16 protein-coding genes are annotated in these 16,555 nt (G+C 72.6%); 5 read left to right on the top strand and 11 right to left on the bottom strand.

The genetic code is table 11. The annotated features are described in order from the left end of the window. Window positions 1-2 precede the first annotated feature (2 nt). The gene (locus tag E0H26_RS10290; protein WP_131303353.1) at window positions 3-1,868 is read right to left on the bottom strand and encodes an ABC transporter ATP-binding protein; all 1,866 of its coding nucleotides are present in this window, start codon (window positions 1,866-1,868) and stop codon (window positions 3-5) included. Window positions 1,869-2,029: 161 nt separating this feature from the next. On the opposite strand from E0H26_RS10290, the gene E0H26_RS10285 reads away from it, so the two are divergent. The 3 genes from E0H26_RS10285 (at window position 2,030) to E0H26_RS10275 (ending at window position 5,682) form a co-directional block, all read left to right on the top strand. After that, the gene (locus E0H26_RS10285) at window positions 2,030-2,659 is read left to right on the top strand and encodes a TIGR03085 family metal-binding protein (protein ID WP_131303352.1); all 630 of its coding nucleotides are present in this window, start codon (window positions 2,030-2,032) and stop codon (window positions 2,657-2,659) included. Between the two features lie 125 nt (window positions 2,660-2,784). Further along, window positions 2,785-3,720, top strand: coding sequence for a terpene synthase family protein (locus E0H26_RS10280; RefSeq protein WP_131303351.1), 936 nt, complete (start codon window positions 2,785-2,787; stop codon window positions 3,718-3,720). Between the two features lie 138 nt (window positions 3,721-3,858). Then, the gene (locus E0H26_RS10275) at window positions 3,859-5,682 is read left to right on the top strand and encodes an AMP-dependent synthetase/ligase (RefSeq protein WP_131303350.1); all 1,824 of its coding nucleotides are present in this window, start codon (window positions 3,859-3,861) and stop codon (window positions 5,680-5,682) included. 126 nt (window positions 5,683-5,808) lie between these two features. On the opposite strand, the gene E0H26_RS10270 is transcribed toward E0H26_RS10275, so the two are convergent. Next, window positions 5,809-7,119, bottom strand: coding sequence for a low temperature requirement protein A (locus E0H26_RS10270; protein ID WP_240742093.1), 1,311 nt, complete (start codon window positions 7,117-7,119; stop codon window positions 5,809-5,811). A 69-nt stretch (window positions 7,120-7,188) separates the two neighbouring features. Further along, window positions 7,189-8,646 (bottom strand): MocR-like transcription factor YczR, encoded by a 1,458-nt coding sequence (gene yczR / locus E0H26_RS10265; RefSeq protein ID WP_131303349.1) that lies wholly within the window; start codon window positions 8,644-8,646, stop codon window positions 7,189-7,191. A gap of 58 nt (window positions 8,647-8,704) precedes the next feature. Between yczR and yczE the strand changes: the two genes are divergently transcribed. Then, the gene (yczE, locus tag E0H26_RS10260; protein ID WP_131303348.1) at window positions 8,705-9,373 is read left to right on the top strand and encodes a membrane protein YczE; all 669 of its coding nucleotides are present in this window, start codon (window positions 8,705-8,707) and stop codon (window positions 9,371-9,373) included. Window positions 9,374-9,502: 129 nt separating this feature from the next. Beyond that, window positions 9,503-9,964, top strand: coding sequence for a hypothetical protein (locus E0H26_RS10255; RefSeq protein WP_131303347.1), 462 nt, complete (start codon window positions 9,503-9,505; stop codon window positions 9,962-9,964). A 539-nt stretch (window positions 9,965-10,503) separates the two neighbouring features. Here E0H26_RS10255 and hisF read toward each other — a convergent pair. The 8 genes from hisF to hisD all read right to left on the bottom strand — a co-directional run bounded on the left by hisF (window position 10,504) and on the right by hisD (window position 16,538). Further along, window positions 10,504-11,271: an imidazole glycerol phosphate synthase subunit HisF gene (gene hisF, locus E0H26_RS10250; RefSeq protein WP_131303346.1), complete on the bottom strand. Its 768-nt coding sequence runs from the start codon at window positions 11,269-11,271 to the stop codon at window positions 10,504-10,506. A gap of 118 nt (window positions 11,272-11,389) precedes the next feature. Beyond that, window positions 11,390-12,115, bottom strand: a complete 726-nt coding sequence (gene priA / locus E0H26_RS10245; protein WP_131303345.1) for a bifunctional 1-(5-phosphoribosyl)-5-((5-phosphoribosylamino)methylideneamino)imidazole-4-carboxamide isomerase/phosphoribosylanthranilate isomerase PriA — start codon at window positions 12,113-12,115, stop codon at window positions 11,390-11,392. A 19-nt stretch (window positions 12,116-12,134) separates the two neighbouring features. Further along, window positions 12,135-12,458, bottom strand: a complete 324-nt coding sequence (locus E0H26_RS10240) for a hypothetical protein (RefSeq protein ID WP_131303344.1) — start codon at window positions 12,456-12,458, stop codon at window positions 12,135-12,137. Between the two features lie 60 nt (window positions 12,459-12,518). Beyond that, on the bottom strand, window positions 12,519-13,175 hold the full coding sequence (gene hisH / locus E0H26_RS10235; RefSeq protein WP_131303343.1) for an imidazole glycerol phosphate synthase subunit HisH: 657 nt from the start codon (window positions 13,173-13,175) through the stop codon (window positions 12,519-12,521). Next, window positions 13,172-13,345, bottom strand: coding sequence for a hypothetical protein (locus E0H26_RS29230; RefSeq protein ID WP_165521808.1), 174 nt, complete (start codon window positions 13,343-13,345; stop codon window positions 13,172-13,174). Before E0H26_RS29230 ends, hisH begins: the two co-directional genes overlap by 4 nt. Before the next feature lie 34 nt (window positions 13,346-13,379). Next, entirely contained in the window at window positions 13,380-13,991 is a 612-nt protein-coding gene (hisB, locus tag E0H26_RS10230; RefSeq protein ID WP_131303342.1) for an imidazoleglycerol-phosphate dehydratase HisB, read from the bottom strand. Continuing rightward, a complete protein-coding gene (locus tag E0H26_RS10225; RefSeq protein ID WP_131303341.1) occupies window positions 13,988-15,106 on the bottom strand; it encodes a histidinol-phosphate transaminase in 1,119 nt (372 codons plus the stop codon). The genes hisB and E0H26_RS10225 overlap by 4 nt, the downstream gene beginning before the upstream one ends. Window positions 15,107-15,218: 112 nt before the next feature. After that, window positions 15,219-16,538 carry a histidinol dehydrogenase gene (hisD, locus tag E0H26_RS10220; protein ID WP_131303340.1) on the bottom strand — a complete coding sequence of 440 codons (1,320 nt, stop codon included), beginning with the start codon at window positions 16,536-16,538 and terminating at the stop codon, window positions 15,219-15,221. Between the last annotated feature and the right edge of the window lie 17 nt (window positions 16,539-16,555).

Here is a 16,555-nt window from a genome sequence, read left to right as displayed (position 1 = left end):
CGTCACCGCTCTACCTCCAGACCAGAGGCCAGTGGGGTGACCTCTTCGTAGTCCGCTTTGCGCTCGTGGTCGACCTCGGCCTGGTCGTAGGCGGTGACCAGGTCGATGTAGCCGGGCACGGTGGACAGCAACGTCGAGTGGGTACCTCGGGCGACCACCCGGCCCTGCTCCAGGTAGATCACCTCGTCGGCGAGGGCGATGGTGGCCCGGCGGTAGGCCACCACCAGGATCGACGCGCCGGGGCCGCCGCTCGGCGACGAGCGCAGCCCGGCCAGGATGGCGGCCTCCACCCGAGGGTCCACCGCGCTGGTCGCGTCGTCGAGCACCAGCAGCCGGGGACGCCCCGCCAACGCCCGGGCCAGGGTGAGTCGTTGCCGCTGCCCGCCGGAGAGCGAGGTGCCCCGCTCGCCGACCATGGTGTCCAGCCCGTCGGGCAGGGCAGCGACGAAACCGTCCGCCTCGGCCAGCCGCAACGCGGCCCAGACGGCCTCGTCGTCGATGCCCGGCCGGTCCAGCGAGACGTTCGCCCGGATGGTGTCGTCGAAGACGAACGGCACCTGCGCCACCAGCGCGACGTTGTCGGCCAGCGAGTCCGAGGCCAGGTCCCGCACGTCCACCCCGTCGACGCGGACCGTGCCGGATCGCGGATCCACCAGCCGTACGGCCAGCGCCGCGATGGTGGACTTGCCGGCCCCGGTCGGCCCGACCAGGGCGACGGTCTTGCCGGCCGGGACGGTGAAGGACACCTCGCCGAGCACCTCCGCGTCGGGCAGGTGCGCCTCGGCGGGCTCGTAGGCGAAGCCGACGTCGGTGAAGGTGAGCGAGGCCGGCGCGGCGGTGGCGTCGAGCCGCAGTTCGCCGTACGGCATCTCGCCGGTGGCGTCGAGCACCCGGCGGACCCGGTCCCACCCGGCGACGCTGCGCGGCAACTCGGCCAGCACCCAGCCGATCGCCCGCACCGGGAAGGCCAGCACGGTGAACAGGAACGCCACGCTGACCAGTTCGGCCACGTCGATGGCGCCCTGCCGCAGCCGGTACGCGCCGACCACCAGCACCGCGAGGGTGCCGAGGCTGGGCAGGGTCTCCAACATCGGGTCGAAGATGCCGCGCAGCCGGCCGACGGAGATCAACGCGTCGCGTAGCTGGCCGGCGCGGTCGGCGAACCGGGCGGTCTCCTGACCCTCCCGGCCCATCGTCTTGACCACCAACGCACCGTCGAAGCTCTCGTGGGCGATGCCGCTGACCTCCGCCCGCAGCCGTTGGGCGCGGGCCTGACGCGGCGCCATCCGCCGGGAGTACGCCACGTTCAGCGCGAACAGTGCCGGGAAGACACCCAGCCCGACCAGCGCGAGCGCCCAGTCGGTGAAGAACAGCGACGCCACCGCCCCGACCAGCATCACCAGGGTGCCGACCGCGAAGGGCAGCGGTGCGATCGGGTGCCAGGCCGCCTCCACGTCGGAGTTCGCGTTGGACAGCAGCGTGCCGGTGGCGTTGCGGTGGTGCCAGGACAGCGGCAGGTCGAGATAGCGGCGGGTGACCCGGCGCCGGTAGTCGGCCTGGAGGCGGTACTGCATGTATCCCGCGCCGAGCCGCCGGCCGAAGATGCCGGCCACCCGCAGCACGCTGAGCCCGAACAATGCCGTGGCCGCGAGGGCGAGCCCGCCCACCCCGACCGAGCCGCGCTCGATCGCCGGCACCACCACGTCGCCGACCACCCGGCCGACCACGAAGGCGCTGGCGACCACCATCGCGCCGAACAGCACGCTGCCGCTGACCGCGACCGCGAAGATCCTCGGCTGTTCCCGGATGGCCCGCCCCAGGACGGCCAGCCCGCGACCGAGCACGTCCCGACTAGTCCCGCTCGCCACTGTCTCCCCCGCCGTAAGCCGCCACAATCCTCCCTCATCCTTACCGTTGCGCGCCCGTCCCGCCGAGCCGCGGAGATATGTCCGACGTCACCCCCGAGCGAATGAACCCGGTCTTCGTGCGACGGGCCGATCCGCGGTGGAATGCGCCTACCATCGCTGTCATGTCGCGGTATGCCCGATCGGAGCGCGAGGCGCTCACCGACCTGATGTCGACGCTGGGACCGGACGCCCCGACCATCAACGAGGGTTGGACCACGCGTGACCTCGCCGCGCACCTCGTGGTCCGGGAGCGCCGGCCGGACGCGGCGGCCGGCATCCTGCTCGCGCCGCTGCGCGGGCACGGCGAGCAGGTCCGCCGGCGGGTCGCGGCGGGTGACTGGGCCGGCCTGCTCGACCAGGTACGGCATCCTCCGGTGTGGAGCCCGGTGAGTAACCCGCTGACCGACGAGCTGACCAACACGGTGGAGTTCTTCATCCACCACGAGGACGTCCGCCGGGCCCAGCCGGGGTGGCAGCCCCGCGAGTTGCCGGCGGGGTTGGATCGGGCCCTGTGGCGGCGCACGTCGATGCTGGCCCGCCTGGCGCTGCGCCGGTTTCCGGCGCGGGTGCTCGTCGAGGCACCGGGGCATGGCGAGTTGGTCACCGGCCGGGGCGGTGCGCCGCTGCGCCTGGTGGGCACACCGGGCGAGCTGGTCCTGTTCCTGTCCGGCCGGCAGCGGGTGGCCCGGGCGCAGGTCGACGGCGAGGCCGCTGTGGCGCAGCGGCTACACGACGCCAAGCTGGGCTTCTAATCCCTATGTACGGAAGCAGCCTCCAGCCATTCCCGAAACGTTATGCACCCAGTGCCAAACGATGATCGCAGCTCCCGTACGCTGGCCGCGCCGCTCCGCCCCGGGGTGGCGGGACAGGGAGCCCGATGCGAAGCTTTGCGCTCTCGGCACTGCGGGAGCCCCCCTTCACCGGAGCCCAGCACGACGACACCGACATGGTGGCTCGGGAGAGCGAATACTGGGCGCAGGATCTGGGGCTGATCAGTAACGGTCAGCGGCTACGACGGGCGGACGCGGCCGGGCTCGCCGGCCGGGCCTGCCCGCAAGCCCCGCGCGACCGTCTGCGGCTGCTGTCCGACCTGATCTCCTGGCTGTTCGTGATGGATGACGCCTGCGACGAGGACGGCCTGGGCGACGATCCGACCCGTCTCGCGCCCACCGTGGCGGCCCTGCTGGACGTGCTGGACCGGAACGGCGGGCCGGCGCCTGTATCGGCCATCGCCGGTCCGTTGGGGCTGGCGCTGGCCGACCTGTGCGGGCGGGTCCGCGCCCACCGCCGCCCGGCCGTACTGCTGCGTTTCACCGCCGCCATGCGCGAGTACCTGCTCGCGCTGCTCTGGGAGGCGGCCAACCGGGAGCACGACCGGGTGCCCCCGGTGGACGAGTACGTGCAGATGCGCCGGCACACCGGCGGCGTGTATCCCAGCCTCACCCTGACCGACCTGGCGCTGGGCGGTTTCCCGCCGGCCGACCGCCGGGCCGATCCCCGGTGGGCCGCCCTGGATCTGCTCGCCGCCAACCTGGTCTGCTGGTGCAACGACGTCTTCTCGTACGGCAAGGAGCACCGGGTCGGGCCGGACGCGCACAACCTGGTCACCGTGCTGGCCCAGGAGACCGGCGACGAGGCGGCGGCGCTGCGGTCCGCGGCGGCCCGCTTCAACCACGAACTCGGCAGCTATCTGACTGCGGAGAGTGATCTGCTGGCGAACCATGGTGACGTGGTACGGCCGGCTCTGGCGGCGCGACGGAACTGGATCCGGGCGACGTACGACTGGTCACGGGCGGCCGAGCGCTACGCGTGAGATGAGCGTTCCACGCCCCGGGACAGGGCTGGCCGATGATCGCCAGGGCTAGCCGATGCTTAACGCAGGCAATACTCTTCGGTAACGAATACCGACGTGACGACGGTCACGCCTCCACCCCCGAAGGCGGCTACAGCGATGGCTCTCGATGTACCGTACCGTTCCATTCCTGACATGTTCCTCAAGCGCGTGGCAGCCACCCCGGATCGCCACGCTTTCGGTCGACCCGGCCCGGACGACTCCCCCGTCTGGCTGACCTGGGCCCAGGTCGCCGACCGCGCCAAGGCGGTCGCCGCCGGCCTGCACGGCCTCGGTGTCGGCCAGGAGGATCCGGTGGCGATCCTGGCGAACACCCGGCTCGACTGGGTCATCGCCGACTTCGGCATCATGTGCGCCGGCGGCGCCACGACCACGGTCTACCCGACCACGGAACCGGAGGACGCCACCTACATCATCTCCGACTCCGGCTCCACCGTGCTGTTCGCCGAGGACCCGGGCCAGGCGGCGAAGATCGCCGGGGCGGACCTGCCCGCGCTGACCCATGTGGTCCTCTTCGACGGTGAGCCCGACCCGTCGGCGGCCGTGCCGCAGTTGACCCTCGCCCAGCTCGAACAGCAGGGCGCCGAGCGGCTCGCCGAGGATCCGGAGCTGGTCGACCGCCTGGTCGCCGAGATCGGCCCCGACCACCTGGCCACCCTGATCTACACCTCGGGCACCACCGGCCGTCCGAAGGGCGTCGAACTGCTGCACGGTGGCTGGTGCTGGGAGGGTGTCGCGCAGGAGGCGGTCGGGCTGCTGCGCGAGGACGACCTGCAGTACCTCTGGCTCCCGCTGTCCCACTCGTTCGGCAAGACGCTGCTCTGCGGCGCCACCCACGTGGGCCTGCCGACGTACGTCGACGGCCGGGTCGACAAGCTGGTCGAACTGCTCTCGGTGGTCCGGCCGACGCTGATGTGCGGTGCGCCCCGGGTCTTCGAGAAGGTCTACAACAAGTCGGTGACCACCGCCCAGAGCGCCGGCGGCGCCAAGGCGAAGATCTTCGCCTGGGCGGTCGGCGTCGGCAAGGAGAAGGTCGCCCTCGAACAGGCCGGCAAGCCGGTGCCCGGTGGGCTGAAGGTCAAGTACACGGTGGCCGAGAAGCTGGTCTTCAGCAAGCTCCAGGCCCGCCTCGGCGGGCGGATCCGGGTGCTGGTGTCCGGCGCCGCCCCGCTGAGCCCGGAGATCGCCACCTTCTTCTCCGCCGCGAACCTGCCGATCTCCGAGGGCTACGGGCTGACCGAGTCCAGCGCCGGCAACTTCGTCAACCCGCCGGACGGGCTGCGCATCGGCACCGTCGGCAGGGCAATGGGCGACCTGGAGTGCCGCATCGACACCGACGGCGAGATCCTGATCAAGGGTCGCCCGGTGATGCGCGGTTACCACAACCTGCCGGAGGAGACCGCCGCCGCCTTCACCGAGGACGGCTTCTTCCGTACCGGCGACATCGGCGACCTCGACGCCGACGGTTACCTGCGCATCACCGACCGGAAGAAGGACCTGGTCAAGACCTCCGGTGGCAAGTACGTCGCCCCGTCCCACATCGAGGGCATGTTCAAGGCGACCTGCCCGTACACCTCGCAGGCGGTGGTCATCGGCCAGGCCCGCAACTACTGCACCATGCTGGTCACGCTGGACCCGGACGCCATCACCGGCTGGGCGGCGGGCACCGCGCTGGAGGGTCGGCCGTACGCCGAGATCGTCGCCTCGCCCGAGGCCCAGGCCATGGTCGAGGAGTACGTCGCCCAGCTGAACAGCAAGCTCAACCGCTGGGAGACCATCAAGCGGGTCACCATCCTGCCGCGTGACCTGACCATCGAGGACGGCGAGATCACCCCGTCCATGAAGATCAAGCGTCGCGGGGTGGAGAGCAACTTCTCGGCCGAGATCGACAAGATGTACGCCGGTACGATCGCCGACCTCTGACGGCAGCACCGCCCGAGGTGCCGCGAGCACCTCACCCGCCGGCCCCGCACCCGATTCCCGGGCGCGGGGCCGGCTCGGCATCGGCGTGGTGCCGGCTCGGGGGACAGTGCGCGGGGCGGCGGTGGGTCACAGGTGGCGACCACGCCAGTTGGTCTGTTCGGCCTCGGCGGCGACCTGCTCCGCCCATGCCGTCTCGCGGACCTGCCGGCGCAGCGATGCGTCCACCAACGTCTGCGTCCCGACCGCCACCAGCACGACCACGGTGAGCAGCCCCAACGCGGCCAGTTCCGGCAACCACACGCCGGCCGGCGCCAGCACCGCCAGCCCGGCCACGCCGGCCACGGTCGGCCAGCGCAGCACCCGCAGCACCCGCCAGCCGAGCGCCACCAGGCCGAGCAGATAGATCGCCACCCCGCCGTAGAGCACCACCAGATCGAACACCGGCAACTCGCCGTGGGGCGCACCGGCCGGCCGGTCGTGCCCACCGATCAGTCCCTTGAGCCCCAGGGCGAACAGGATCGGACCGGCCACCAGCGCCAGGTGCAGATAGGTGTACGCGTCCCGGGCGAGCAGGGCGCGGGCCACCCGGTCCCGGGTACGGTGCATCACCTGCTCCATGGCCAGCGCCATGGTGTCGAAGTACGCCCACCACAACGCGCTGACCACCGCCACGGCGAGCAGCGCCGCGACGATCACCCGCCACGTCAACGGCGACTCGACGCCGAACCCACTGCCCAGCCCGAGGGCGATGATCGTCTCGCCGAGCGCCACCAGCACGATCAGCGCGTGCCGTTCCGCCCAGTGCCCGGCCGACAGCACCGTCCAGCCGCTGCCCCGCAGCGCCAACCCGGTGCCGTACTCCACCACCAGCGCGACGATCCACAGCGCCAACCGCAGGTTGATCTCACCCTGCCCGCCGGCCAACGATCGTGGCAGCAGTGCGGCGGTCAGCACCAGCGCCCCGACGATTAGCCCGCGCCCGACCACGAGCAGGAAGCGACGGCGGAACTCGGGGTTACCCCGGGAGAGCCACCCGAAGATCGCCACCTGGCCGGCACGCACCGCGAAATAGCAGACGGCGAAGACCAGCGGGCCGGACAGGTCGCCCGGCCCGTCCCGAAACGCCTGGGCCATGGCGAAGGTGAACACGAAAGCGGCGGCCATGGTGGCGAACGCGACGAACGGCAGGACACCCTGATCGGTACGGACCACGTTGCCGAGTACGGCGAAGCCGGTCCACGCCCACCAGAGCAGCGCCAGCACGATCAGGCACTGCACCAGCCCACGGGCGGTCGGGTTGCCGGCGGTCAGCGTGGTGACCCGGATGAAGGCGAAGACGAAGACCAGGTCGTAGAAGAGTTCCAGGCGGGTGGCGCGGGAGCCCGGAGCGCCGGGCCGCACCCGGCGCGACCAACTCACCCCCCGGAGGCTGTCCACCTGGGCAGTCTGCCCGCCCGTACCGGGTCGTCGGGCTGGATCGACCGGATCGGGTCCGCCGCTGCGGGCTCAGGCGATGACGCTGGGCTCGTGCCACCGGGGCGCCCCGGCGCGGTCCAGGTCGTAGCGGACCGCGGCGATCCGCCCGACCGCCTCGACCAGGTCGGCCGAGGGCAGCGTGAACGGCAACCGCAGGAAACGCTCCAGGGTGCCGTCCAGGCCGAACCGGGGACCCGGCGCCAGTCGTACGCCGACTTCCTCGGCCGCCCGCGCCAGCGCGCTGGAGATCGGCCCGTCCAGCTCGGCCCAGAGCGTCACGCCGCCGCGCGGCACGGTGATCCGCCACTCCGGCAGCCGCGTGGCCAGCGCGCCGAGCAGCGCGTCGCGCTGCGCGGTCAACTGCGACCGCCGGGCGGCCGCGATGGCCGGCGCGGCGGCCATCAGGTGTACGGCGACCAGTTGATCCAACACCGGGCTCGCCATGTCCACGCCCACCCGGGCGGCGGCCAGCCGCTGCACCTGTGGAGCGGAGGCCCGGATCCAGCCGATCCGCAGCCCGCCCCAGAACGGCTTGCTCATGCCACCGATGCTGACCACCCGGGAGTGCCGGTCGAAACTGGCGGTCGGCGGCGGCATCACGGTGTCGTCCAGCGACAGGTCGACGAAGGATTCGTCGATCACGAGGTCGGTGCCGACCGCGTGTGCGGTCGCCACCAGCCGTTCCCGCAGTTCGGCCGGCATCAGATGGCCGGTCGGATTCTGGAAGTCGGGAATCAGGTAGGCGACCCGGGGGCGCACCTGCCGCAGCGACCCGAGCAGCAGGTCGGCGTCCCACCCGCTGATGTCGGCGGCCAGTCCGTGGGTGGTGATCCGGGCCCGCCGGGCGGAGAGCGCGGCCAGCGCGTTGGGGTAGCTCGGCGACTCGACCAGCACGCTGCCACCCGGTGCCAGGGCCAGCCGCAGCACCAGGTCCAGCGCGTGCTGGGTGCCGTTGGTGACCATGATCTGATCGGGTGAGGTGGGCAGCCCGCGATCGACGTACGCCTGGGCCACCGCCTCCCGCAGCTCGATGATCCCGATCGGGTGGTACCCGGCACCGCCGAGGTAACGCGGCAGGTCCTCGGCCGCCGCGCGGGCGGCCGGCAGCAACTCGGGCGGTGCGGCCAGCGCCGCCACCCCGAGGTCGAGCATGTCCCGGTCGTCCAGCGGGATCCACAGTCCGTTGCTGGCCACCCGGTGGGTGCCGGGCAGCATCGTCCAGCTACCCGCACCTCGTCGGCTGGCCAGATGTCCGCTGTCGCGCAGCTCGCGGTAGGCGGCGGTGACGGTGGTACGGCTGATCCGCAACGCCTCGGCCAGGTCCCGCTCGGCCGGCAGGCGTACCCCCAGCGGTAGCCGGCCGTCGGCGAGCAGGCCGCGTACCGCACCGGCCAGCGCCGCGTAGTCGGGGCTGCGCCGACGGCCCGGGAGTGCGTGCCATTGCCCGAGCAGGCGAGCCAATTGGGCTCCGCGCACCTGACTCGTCATAGCCACTCCCCCGATATTGGCTCTTTATGGGCGTCAATTGGCCCCTAGGGTGGCATGCGTGACGCTGATTGGCAACCTACGGCACCGTCCGGTACGGCGCCTGTTGCAGCTGTTCGTCGGGCTCCTCCTCTACGGCTTCAGCATGGCGCTGATGGTCCGCTCCGAACTCGGCCTGAATCCCTGGGACGTGTTCCACCAGGGCGTGTCCCGGCTCACCCAGCTGAGCATGGGCACGGTGGTCATCGCCGTGGGCGTACTGGTGCTGCTGGCCTGGATCCCGCTGCGCCAGCGTCCCGGCATCGGCACGCTGGCCAACGTGGTCGTGGTCGGCCTGGCGGTCGACCTGACCCTGGCCCTGCTGCCGCCCGTGGAGCCGCTCGCCATCCAGGTCCCGCTGCTGACCGCCGGGATCGTGGGCAACGGCATCGCCACCGCGCTCTACCTCGGCGCCCGCCTCGGGCCCGGCCCCCGCGACGGGCTGATGACCGGCTTCGTCGCCCGCCGCCCCGGCCGTTCGCTACGCCTGGTCCGCACCGTCCTGGAGGTCTGTGTGCTGGCCGTTGGCGCGCTGCTCGGCGGCAAACTCGGCATCGGCACGGTCGCCTACGCACTGGCCATCGGGCCACTGGCGCAGCTTTTCCTGCCGCGCTTCGACGTACCCGAGCCGGATCCCGGGACACCGCCACGGATCGAGACGACCCGGCCGACCGACGGCCACCCGGTGTAACCGCGCTCGACCGGAACCTGTGACGGCGGTGCAGGTCAGCGCCTACCCGTCGAGCCCACCCAATCACGTACCGTGGCGTTTGGGTGGGCGGTGTTTTCTTGGCACCGGGTGGGACGGCAGAATCCTCACATGGGGGAGAACGCCTGGCGTCGAAGCGACGCATGGATTTTCGTCTCGTTGGTGATCGCCAGCGGCGCGGGACGGCACCGACGGTCCCCGACCACCCGCCGCCCCGAGGGCGTTCGCCTGGCCGACGTGCTCTCCACCGCCGACCACCTGGACCAGAGCATCCCCGAACGACACGACATCGAGGAGGCGATCCGGCGGCTGCTCGGCGCCGGCCTGGTCGACGTCTCCGACGGCTGGTTCCGGATCACCCCGGACGGCGAGCGGCTCTGGCGGTCCCGGCCCAGTGCCGGGCTGGCCACCACCGTCGACACGGTGCAGAGCGTGCTCAGCCGCCGGCACGCACCGGGCACCGCCGAGTGGCACCTGGACGAAGCCGAGCACGCGGCCGCCGTACAGGAATATCTGGTACGGACCATCCCGATGCCCCGGCGGTCCCCGGAGGGGCACTCGGGGCGCGACTGACCCTGCGCCGACTACGGCCTTCAGCGGACCGGTGAGCTGACCCCGTAACGACATCAGGCCCCATCGCGGCGGCACCCTCCAGCGAGCTGGGCCCGTGGCGCCGGGCCCTAGGTGCTGTCTCGCGGATCTTGGTACGGACCGGCCTCCGTGGGGGCGATCCGCGGCTAGGGCCAGGAGGCCGACCAGCGATGGTGGGCCGCCCCATGGACGAGCAACGCAGCCAGGGTGGAGGTGGAGCTACGCGACGCCGCCCGCCTCGTCCGGGGCAACTCCGACGGCGTCAGCTACGGAGGTCCGGCCGGTCGAACGCGGCCTCAACGGCACCAGCACTGGCGCGACCAGGCGGCCAGGTACGACATAGCACCCACTTCCACACGTTGCTCGACTCGCCGACCGTCGATCGGCCTACCCGCCCAACAAGATCCGCGAGACAGAACCTGGCCTCAGCGGACCGGGTGAGCAGCGCCCGTGGCGGCGCCGAGAACCTGGCCTCAGCGGACCGGGTGAGCAGCGCCCGTGGCGGCGCCGAGAACCTGGCCTCAGCGGACCGGGTGGCCTGCGGTGCGCAGGGCGTCCTTGACCTGGCCGACGGTCAACTCCCCGAAGTGGAAGACGCTGGCCGCCAACACGGCATCGGCGCCCGCGCCGATCGCCGGCGGGAAGTGCGCCACCTCGCCCGCGCCTCCGCTGGCCACCACCGGCACGTCGACCACCCGGCGCACCGCGCCGATCAGTTCGAGGTCGAAGCCGGCCTTGGTGCCGTCGGCGTCCATGGAGTTGAGCAGGATCTCACCGGCGCCCAGCTCCGCGCCGCGCCGCGCCCACTGCACGGCGTCCAGCCCGGTGCCGCGCCGGCCGCCGTGGGTGGTGACCTCGAAGCCGCTCGGGGTGGTGCCGGCCGGGGCCCGCCGTACGTCGAGCGAGAGCACCAGCACCTGCCGGCCGAACCGGTCGGCGATCTCGGCGATCAGCTCGGGTCGGGCGATGGCCGCCGTGTTCACCCCGACCTTGTCGGCACCGGCGCGCAGCAGGGTGTCCACGTCCGCGACCGCCCGCACGCCACCACCGACGGTCAGCGGGATGAAGACCGACTCCGCAGTGCGCCGCACCACCTCCAGCATGGTGCCCCGGTCACTGGACGAGGCGGTCACGTCGAGGAAGGTCAGCTCGTCCGCGCCGGCCCGGTCGTACGCCGCCGCCAGCTCGACCGGATCGCCGGCGTCGCGCAGGTCGAGGAAGTTGACGCCCTTGACCACGCGACCCGCGTCCACGTCGAGACAGGGGATCACCCGCACCGCCACCGTCATGACACGAGCCTATCGCCGTGCTCCCGGGGTCGGCCCGGCCGTCCATCGGCGGTCCCGCCGACAGCGGTGTTAATAGGGGGCCCTTCCTCTACCGCAGGCGTTAACAAGGTGCCCTTCCTTACCGCTCGGCGAGGGCTTGGAGGGCTTGCGCGACGGTGAACGCGCCCGCGTAGAGCGCCTTGCCCGCGATCACGCCCTCCACCCCGACCGGCTCCAGGGCGGCCAGCGCACGCAGGTCGTCGAGCGTCGAGACGCCGCCGGAGGCGATCACCGGAGCGTCGGTGCGGGCGCACACCTCCCGCAGCAGGTCCAGGTTCGGCCCCCGCATGGTGCCGTCCTTGGTGATGTCGGTGACCACGTACCGGGCGGCGCCGGCCTTGTCGAGCCGCTCCAGGACCTCGTACAGGTCACCGCCGTCGCGGGTCCACCCCCGGGCCGCCAGGGTGCGCCCCCGCACGTCCAGCCCGATCGCGACCCGGTCGCCGTACTCACCGCAGATCCGGTCGCACCACGCCGGGTCCTCCAGCGCCGCGGTGCCGATGTTCACCCGGGCCGCGCCGGTGGCCAGCGCGGCCCGCAGTGAGGCGTCGTCGCGGATGCCGCCGGACAACTCCACCCGCACGTCGAGCTGGCGCACCACGTCGGCGAGGAGTTCGGCGTTGGAGCCCCGGCCGAACGCCGCGTCGAGGTCCACCAGGTGGATCCACTCGGCGCCGTCGCGCTGCCAGGCCAGGGCGGCCTCCAGCGGATCGCCGTAGGTGGTCTCGCTGCCTGCGGCGCCCTGCACGAGCCGGACGGCCTGGCCGTCGGCGACGTCCACGGCGGGCAACAGAGTGAGGCTCACGGGTCTTGTCCCTCTCAGGTCAGGAGCGGCGGTCCAGGGCGACCACCACGATCACCGGCAGTACGAGCAGCAGCAGCACGATCAGCACGACGCGCAGCGCCAGGTCGGGCACGAGCGACCAGATCAGCGCGATCGCCGCCAGGGTCAGCACCACGATGGTGGCCCGTTCGCGGCGGGAGTACCTCGGCAGCCGTCCCGTCCGGCCACGCCGTACGGTCGGCACCATCCGCCGGATCAGCGCCCGGCGTCGGGCCCGGCGGGCCAGCGCCCGTTCCCGGAGCACCCGTTTGCGCGCCGACTCCGCCTCACGGGCCGCGCGGCGGCGGGCGCGTTCCTTGCTCACCGGGCCCCTCGCCGGGCACGACCAGCCAGCACCGCCGGCCCCGACCGGCCCACCACGAAATCAGCCATCGGTGGGTACGGTGTCCAGCCAGTTGCGGAGCAACGTGGCGCCGGTGTCGGCGGACTTCTCCGGGTGGAACTGGGCGGCCGACAGGGCGCCCCGCTCCACGGCGGCGACGAAGTCCGCCTCGTGGTGGGCGGTGGTCACCCGGGCCCCCGCAACGGCCAGGGCGGCGGCGTCGCAGACGGCGTACGAGTGGACGAAGTAGAACCGGCTGTCGGCCGGCAGGCCGGCGAACAGCACCGAGCCGACCGGCGCCTGAACGGTGTTCCAGCCCATGTGCGGCAGCCGGGCGGCGGGAATCCGGGTGACGTTGCCGGGCAGCAGGCCCAGCCCCTTGGTGACCACGCCGTGTTCGTCGCCGGACTCGAAGAGGATCTGCATGCCGACACAGATGCCCAGCACCGGGCGGCCGGCGGCGACCCGCCCGGCGATCACCGGACCGGCGCCGAGCGCCTCGATGCCGGCCATGCAGGCGGCGAACGCGCCGACCCCGGGCACCACCAGGCCGTCGGCGTCGGCGGCGGCGGCCAGGTCGTCGGTGACCAGCACGTCGGCGCCGGCGGCGGCCAGGGCCCGTTCGGCGGAGCGCAGGTTGCCGGAGCCATAGTCCAGCACCACCACCCGGCGCCGACCGGACCCGCCGTGGTCCGTCACGATCCCTCCCCGGGCAGCAGCCACAGCACCCCGGCGACGGTGGCCAGCACCGCCAGCACAGCGGTGACCACCACCGCGCCGCGCGGTGCGCCCTGCCGGTGCAGGGACAGCGTGCCGCCCACCAGCACCCCGGCGAAGATCAGCAGCAGCGTGGGCAGCACCCCGCTCATCGCCGCCACCCCCGCCCGGCGGTCCCGGCGGCCATCACAGCGCGCCCTTGGTGCTCGGGATCGCGCCAGCCGAGCGCGGATCGAGCGCGGTGGCCTCCCGCAGGGCACGGGACACCGCCTTGAACTGTGCCTCCACCACGTGGTGGGCGTCCGGGTGGCCGCCCGGCCGGGCCGCCCGCAGCACGTCCACGTGCAGCGTGATCCGGGCCGCCTGGCCGAAGGACTCCCAGATGTGCCGGGTCATGCTGGTCGGGTAGACCGGCCCGATGTACGGCGCCAGCGGCGGCTCGTCGTGCACCACGTACGGCCGGCCGGACAGGTCGACGGCGGCGCGGACCAGCACCTCGTCCATCGGGACGGTGGCCGAGCCGTACCGGCGGATGCCGGCCTTGTCCCCCAGCGCCTGGTCGAACGCGGCACCGAGCGCCAGCGCGGTGTCCTCCATCGTGTGGTGCGCGTCGATCTCCAGGTCACCCACCGTCCGCACGGTCAGGTCGAAGCCGCCGTGCCGGGCAATCTGGTGCAGCATGTGGTCGTAGAAGCCGACCCCGGTGCTGATCTCGGCCGCTCCGGCACCGTCCAGGTCGATCTCGACCAGGACCTTCGTCTCCTTGGTGATCCGCTCCACCCGGGCGGTCCGGCTCATCGTGTGCCTTTCGGTCGCGGCTGCGGGGCCGGCAGGCCCGCGCGCTGGATCTGGTCGATGGCTGCCAGGAAGGCGTCGGTCTCGGCGGGCGTACCCGCGGTCACCCGCAGCCAGCCCGGCAGGCCGACGTCGCGGACCAGCACACCATGATCCAGCATCGCCCGCCAGGCCAGGGTCTGGTCGCCGTCGACGGAGTACAGCACGAAGTTGGCGTCGCTGTCGGCCACCCGCAGGCCACGACCGCGCAGCTCGGTGACGATCCGGTCGCGCTGCTCCATGATCGCGGCCACCGTGTCGAGCAGGGCGTCGCGGTGCGCCAGCGCGGCGCGGGCGGCGGCCTGGGTGAGCGCGGAGAGGTGGTACGGCAGCCGGACCAGTTGCACCGCGTCCACCACGGCCGGATCGGCTGCCAGGTAGCCCAGCCGGCCGCCGGCGAACCCGAACGCCTTGCTCATCGTGCGGGTCACCACCAGCCGAGGCTGCCCGGGCAGCACCGCCAGGGCGCTGACCGTGCCCAGTCGGGCGAACTCGGCGTACGCCTCGTCGACGATCACCATCCCGGGTGCGACGTCCAGCACGGCGGCGATCACCGCCGGGTCCAGCGCGGTCCCGGTGGGATTGTTCGGTGAGCAGAGGAAGACCACGTCCGGGCGGTGTTCGCGGACCTGGCTCACCGCCTCGTCCACGGTCAGCCCGAAGTCGACCGACCGGTGGGCGGGCACCCAGCGGGTGCCGGTGCCCAGGGCCAGCAGCGGATGCATCGAGTACGCCGGGGTGAAGCCGAGCGCGCTGCGCCCCGGGCCGCCGAACGCCTGGAGCAGCTGCTGCTGGATCTCGTTGGAGCCGTTGGCCGCCCACACCCCCTCGGCGGTGAGCCCGTGACCGAGATAGCCGGCCAGGTCGGCGCGCAGCGCCCGGGCGTCCCGGTCCGGGTAGCGGTTCAGGTCACGCAGCTCGGCCGCGACGGCCTTGCCGATCGCCTCGACCACCTCGTCCGGCACCGGGTACGAGTTCTCGTTGGTGTTCAGCCGCACCGGCACGTCCAGCTGCGGGGCGCCGTACGGCGACCGGCCCCGCAGGTCGTCGCGGATCGGCAGGTCCTCCAGCCGGGTCATGCTGTCCCTCCGGCTCGCGACTGCGGGGCTCGCAACACCGGCTCACTCCTCGCGCTCACGGCATCTCCGGCTCGCGACTGCGGGGCTCGCAACACCGGCTCACTCCTCGCGCTCACGGCATCTCCGGGAAGCGGACGCTGACCGCCTGGCCGTGCGCCGGCAGGTCCTCGACGCCGGCCAGGGTGACCACGTGCGGAGCGACCTCCCGCAGCGCCGCCTCGGTGTACTCCACCAGGTGGATGCCGCGCAGGAAGGACTGCACCGACAGCCCGGACGAGTGTCGGGCGCAGCCGCCGGTGGGCAGTACGTGGTTGGAGCCGGCGCAGTAGTCACCCAGCGACACCGGCGAGTACGCACCCACGAAGATCGCCCCGGCGTTGCGTACCCGCATCGCCCACTCCCGGGCGTCGACCGTCTGGATCTCCAGGTGCTCGGCCGCGTACGCGTCGACCACCCGCAGCCCGGCCGTCAGGTCGTCGACCAGCACGATGCCGCTCTGCGGACCGCGTAGCGCGGTGTCGACCCGCTCGGCGTGCTTGGTGGCCGGCACCTGCCGGGCAAGTTCGCGGTCCACCGCATCGGCCAGGGCCAGCGAGGGGGTGACCAGCACGCTGGCCGCGAGCGGGTCGTGCTCGGCCTGACTGATCAGGTCGGCGGCGACGTGCACCGGGTCGGCGCTGTCGTCGGCCAGGATGGCGATCTCGGTCGGCCCCGCCTCGGCGTCGATGCCCACCACACCGCGCAGCAACCGCTTGGCGGCGGTGACCCAGATGTTGCCCGGGCCGGTGATCATGTCGACCGGCGCGCAGTGCGCGCTGCCGGCGGCGTCCACCGCGCAGCCGTACGCCAGCATGGCCACCGCCTGGGCACCACCGACGGCGTAGACCTCGTCGACGCCGAGCAACGCGCAGGCGGCCAGCACCCGCGCGTCGGGCAGTCCGCCGTTGTCCTGCTGGGGCGGGCTGGCCACCACCAGCGACCGGACGCCGGCCGCCTGGGCGGGCACCACGTTCATCACCACGGTCGACGGGTACATGGCCAGTCCGCCGGGGACGTAGAGGCCGACCCGGTCGACCGGTACCCAACGTTCGGTGACGGTGCCGCCGGGCACCACCGTGGTGGTGTGGTCAGCGCGGCGCTGGTCGGCGTGCACCTTGCGAACCCGGGCGATCGCCTCCAGCAACGCGGCCCGGACCTGCGGATCAAGCGTGCGTTCCGCCGCCGCGATGGCCTCGACGGGCACCCGCAGCAGCTCCGGAGCCACCCCGTCGAACCGCTCACTGGCCTCGCGGACCGCGTGGTAGCCATGCTCGCGTACCGCCGTCACGATCGGCCGGATCTGCTCGACGGCCACCGAGACGTCGAGCTGGGCACGAGGCAGCAGGTCACGCGGGTCGGGCACGCCACCGCGCAGGTCGATGCGGTTCAACACCCCTGCGAGTCTAGGCG

Source organism: Micromonospora zingiberis, from assembly GCF_004331455.1.
Taxonomy (GTDB): domain Bacteria; phylum Actinomycetota; class Actinomycetes; order Mycobacteriales; family Micromonosporaceae; genus Micromonospora; species Micromonospora zingiberis.
This window is presented reverse-complemented; position numbering and strand designations above follow the sequence as displayed.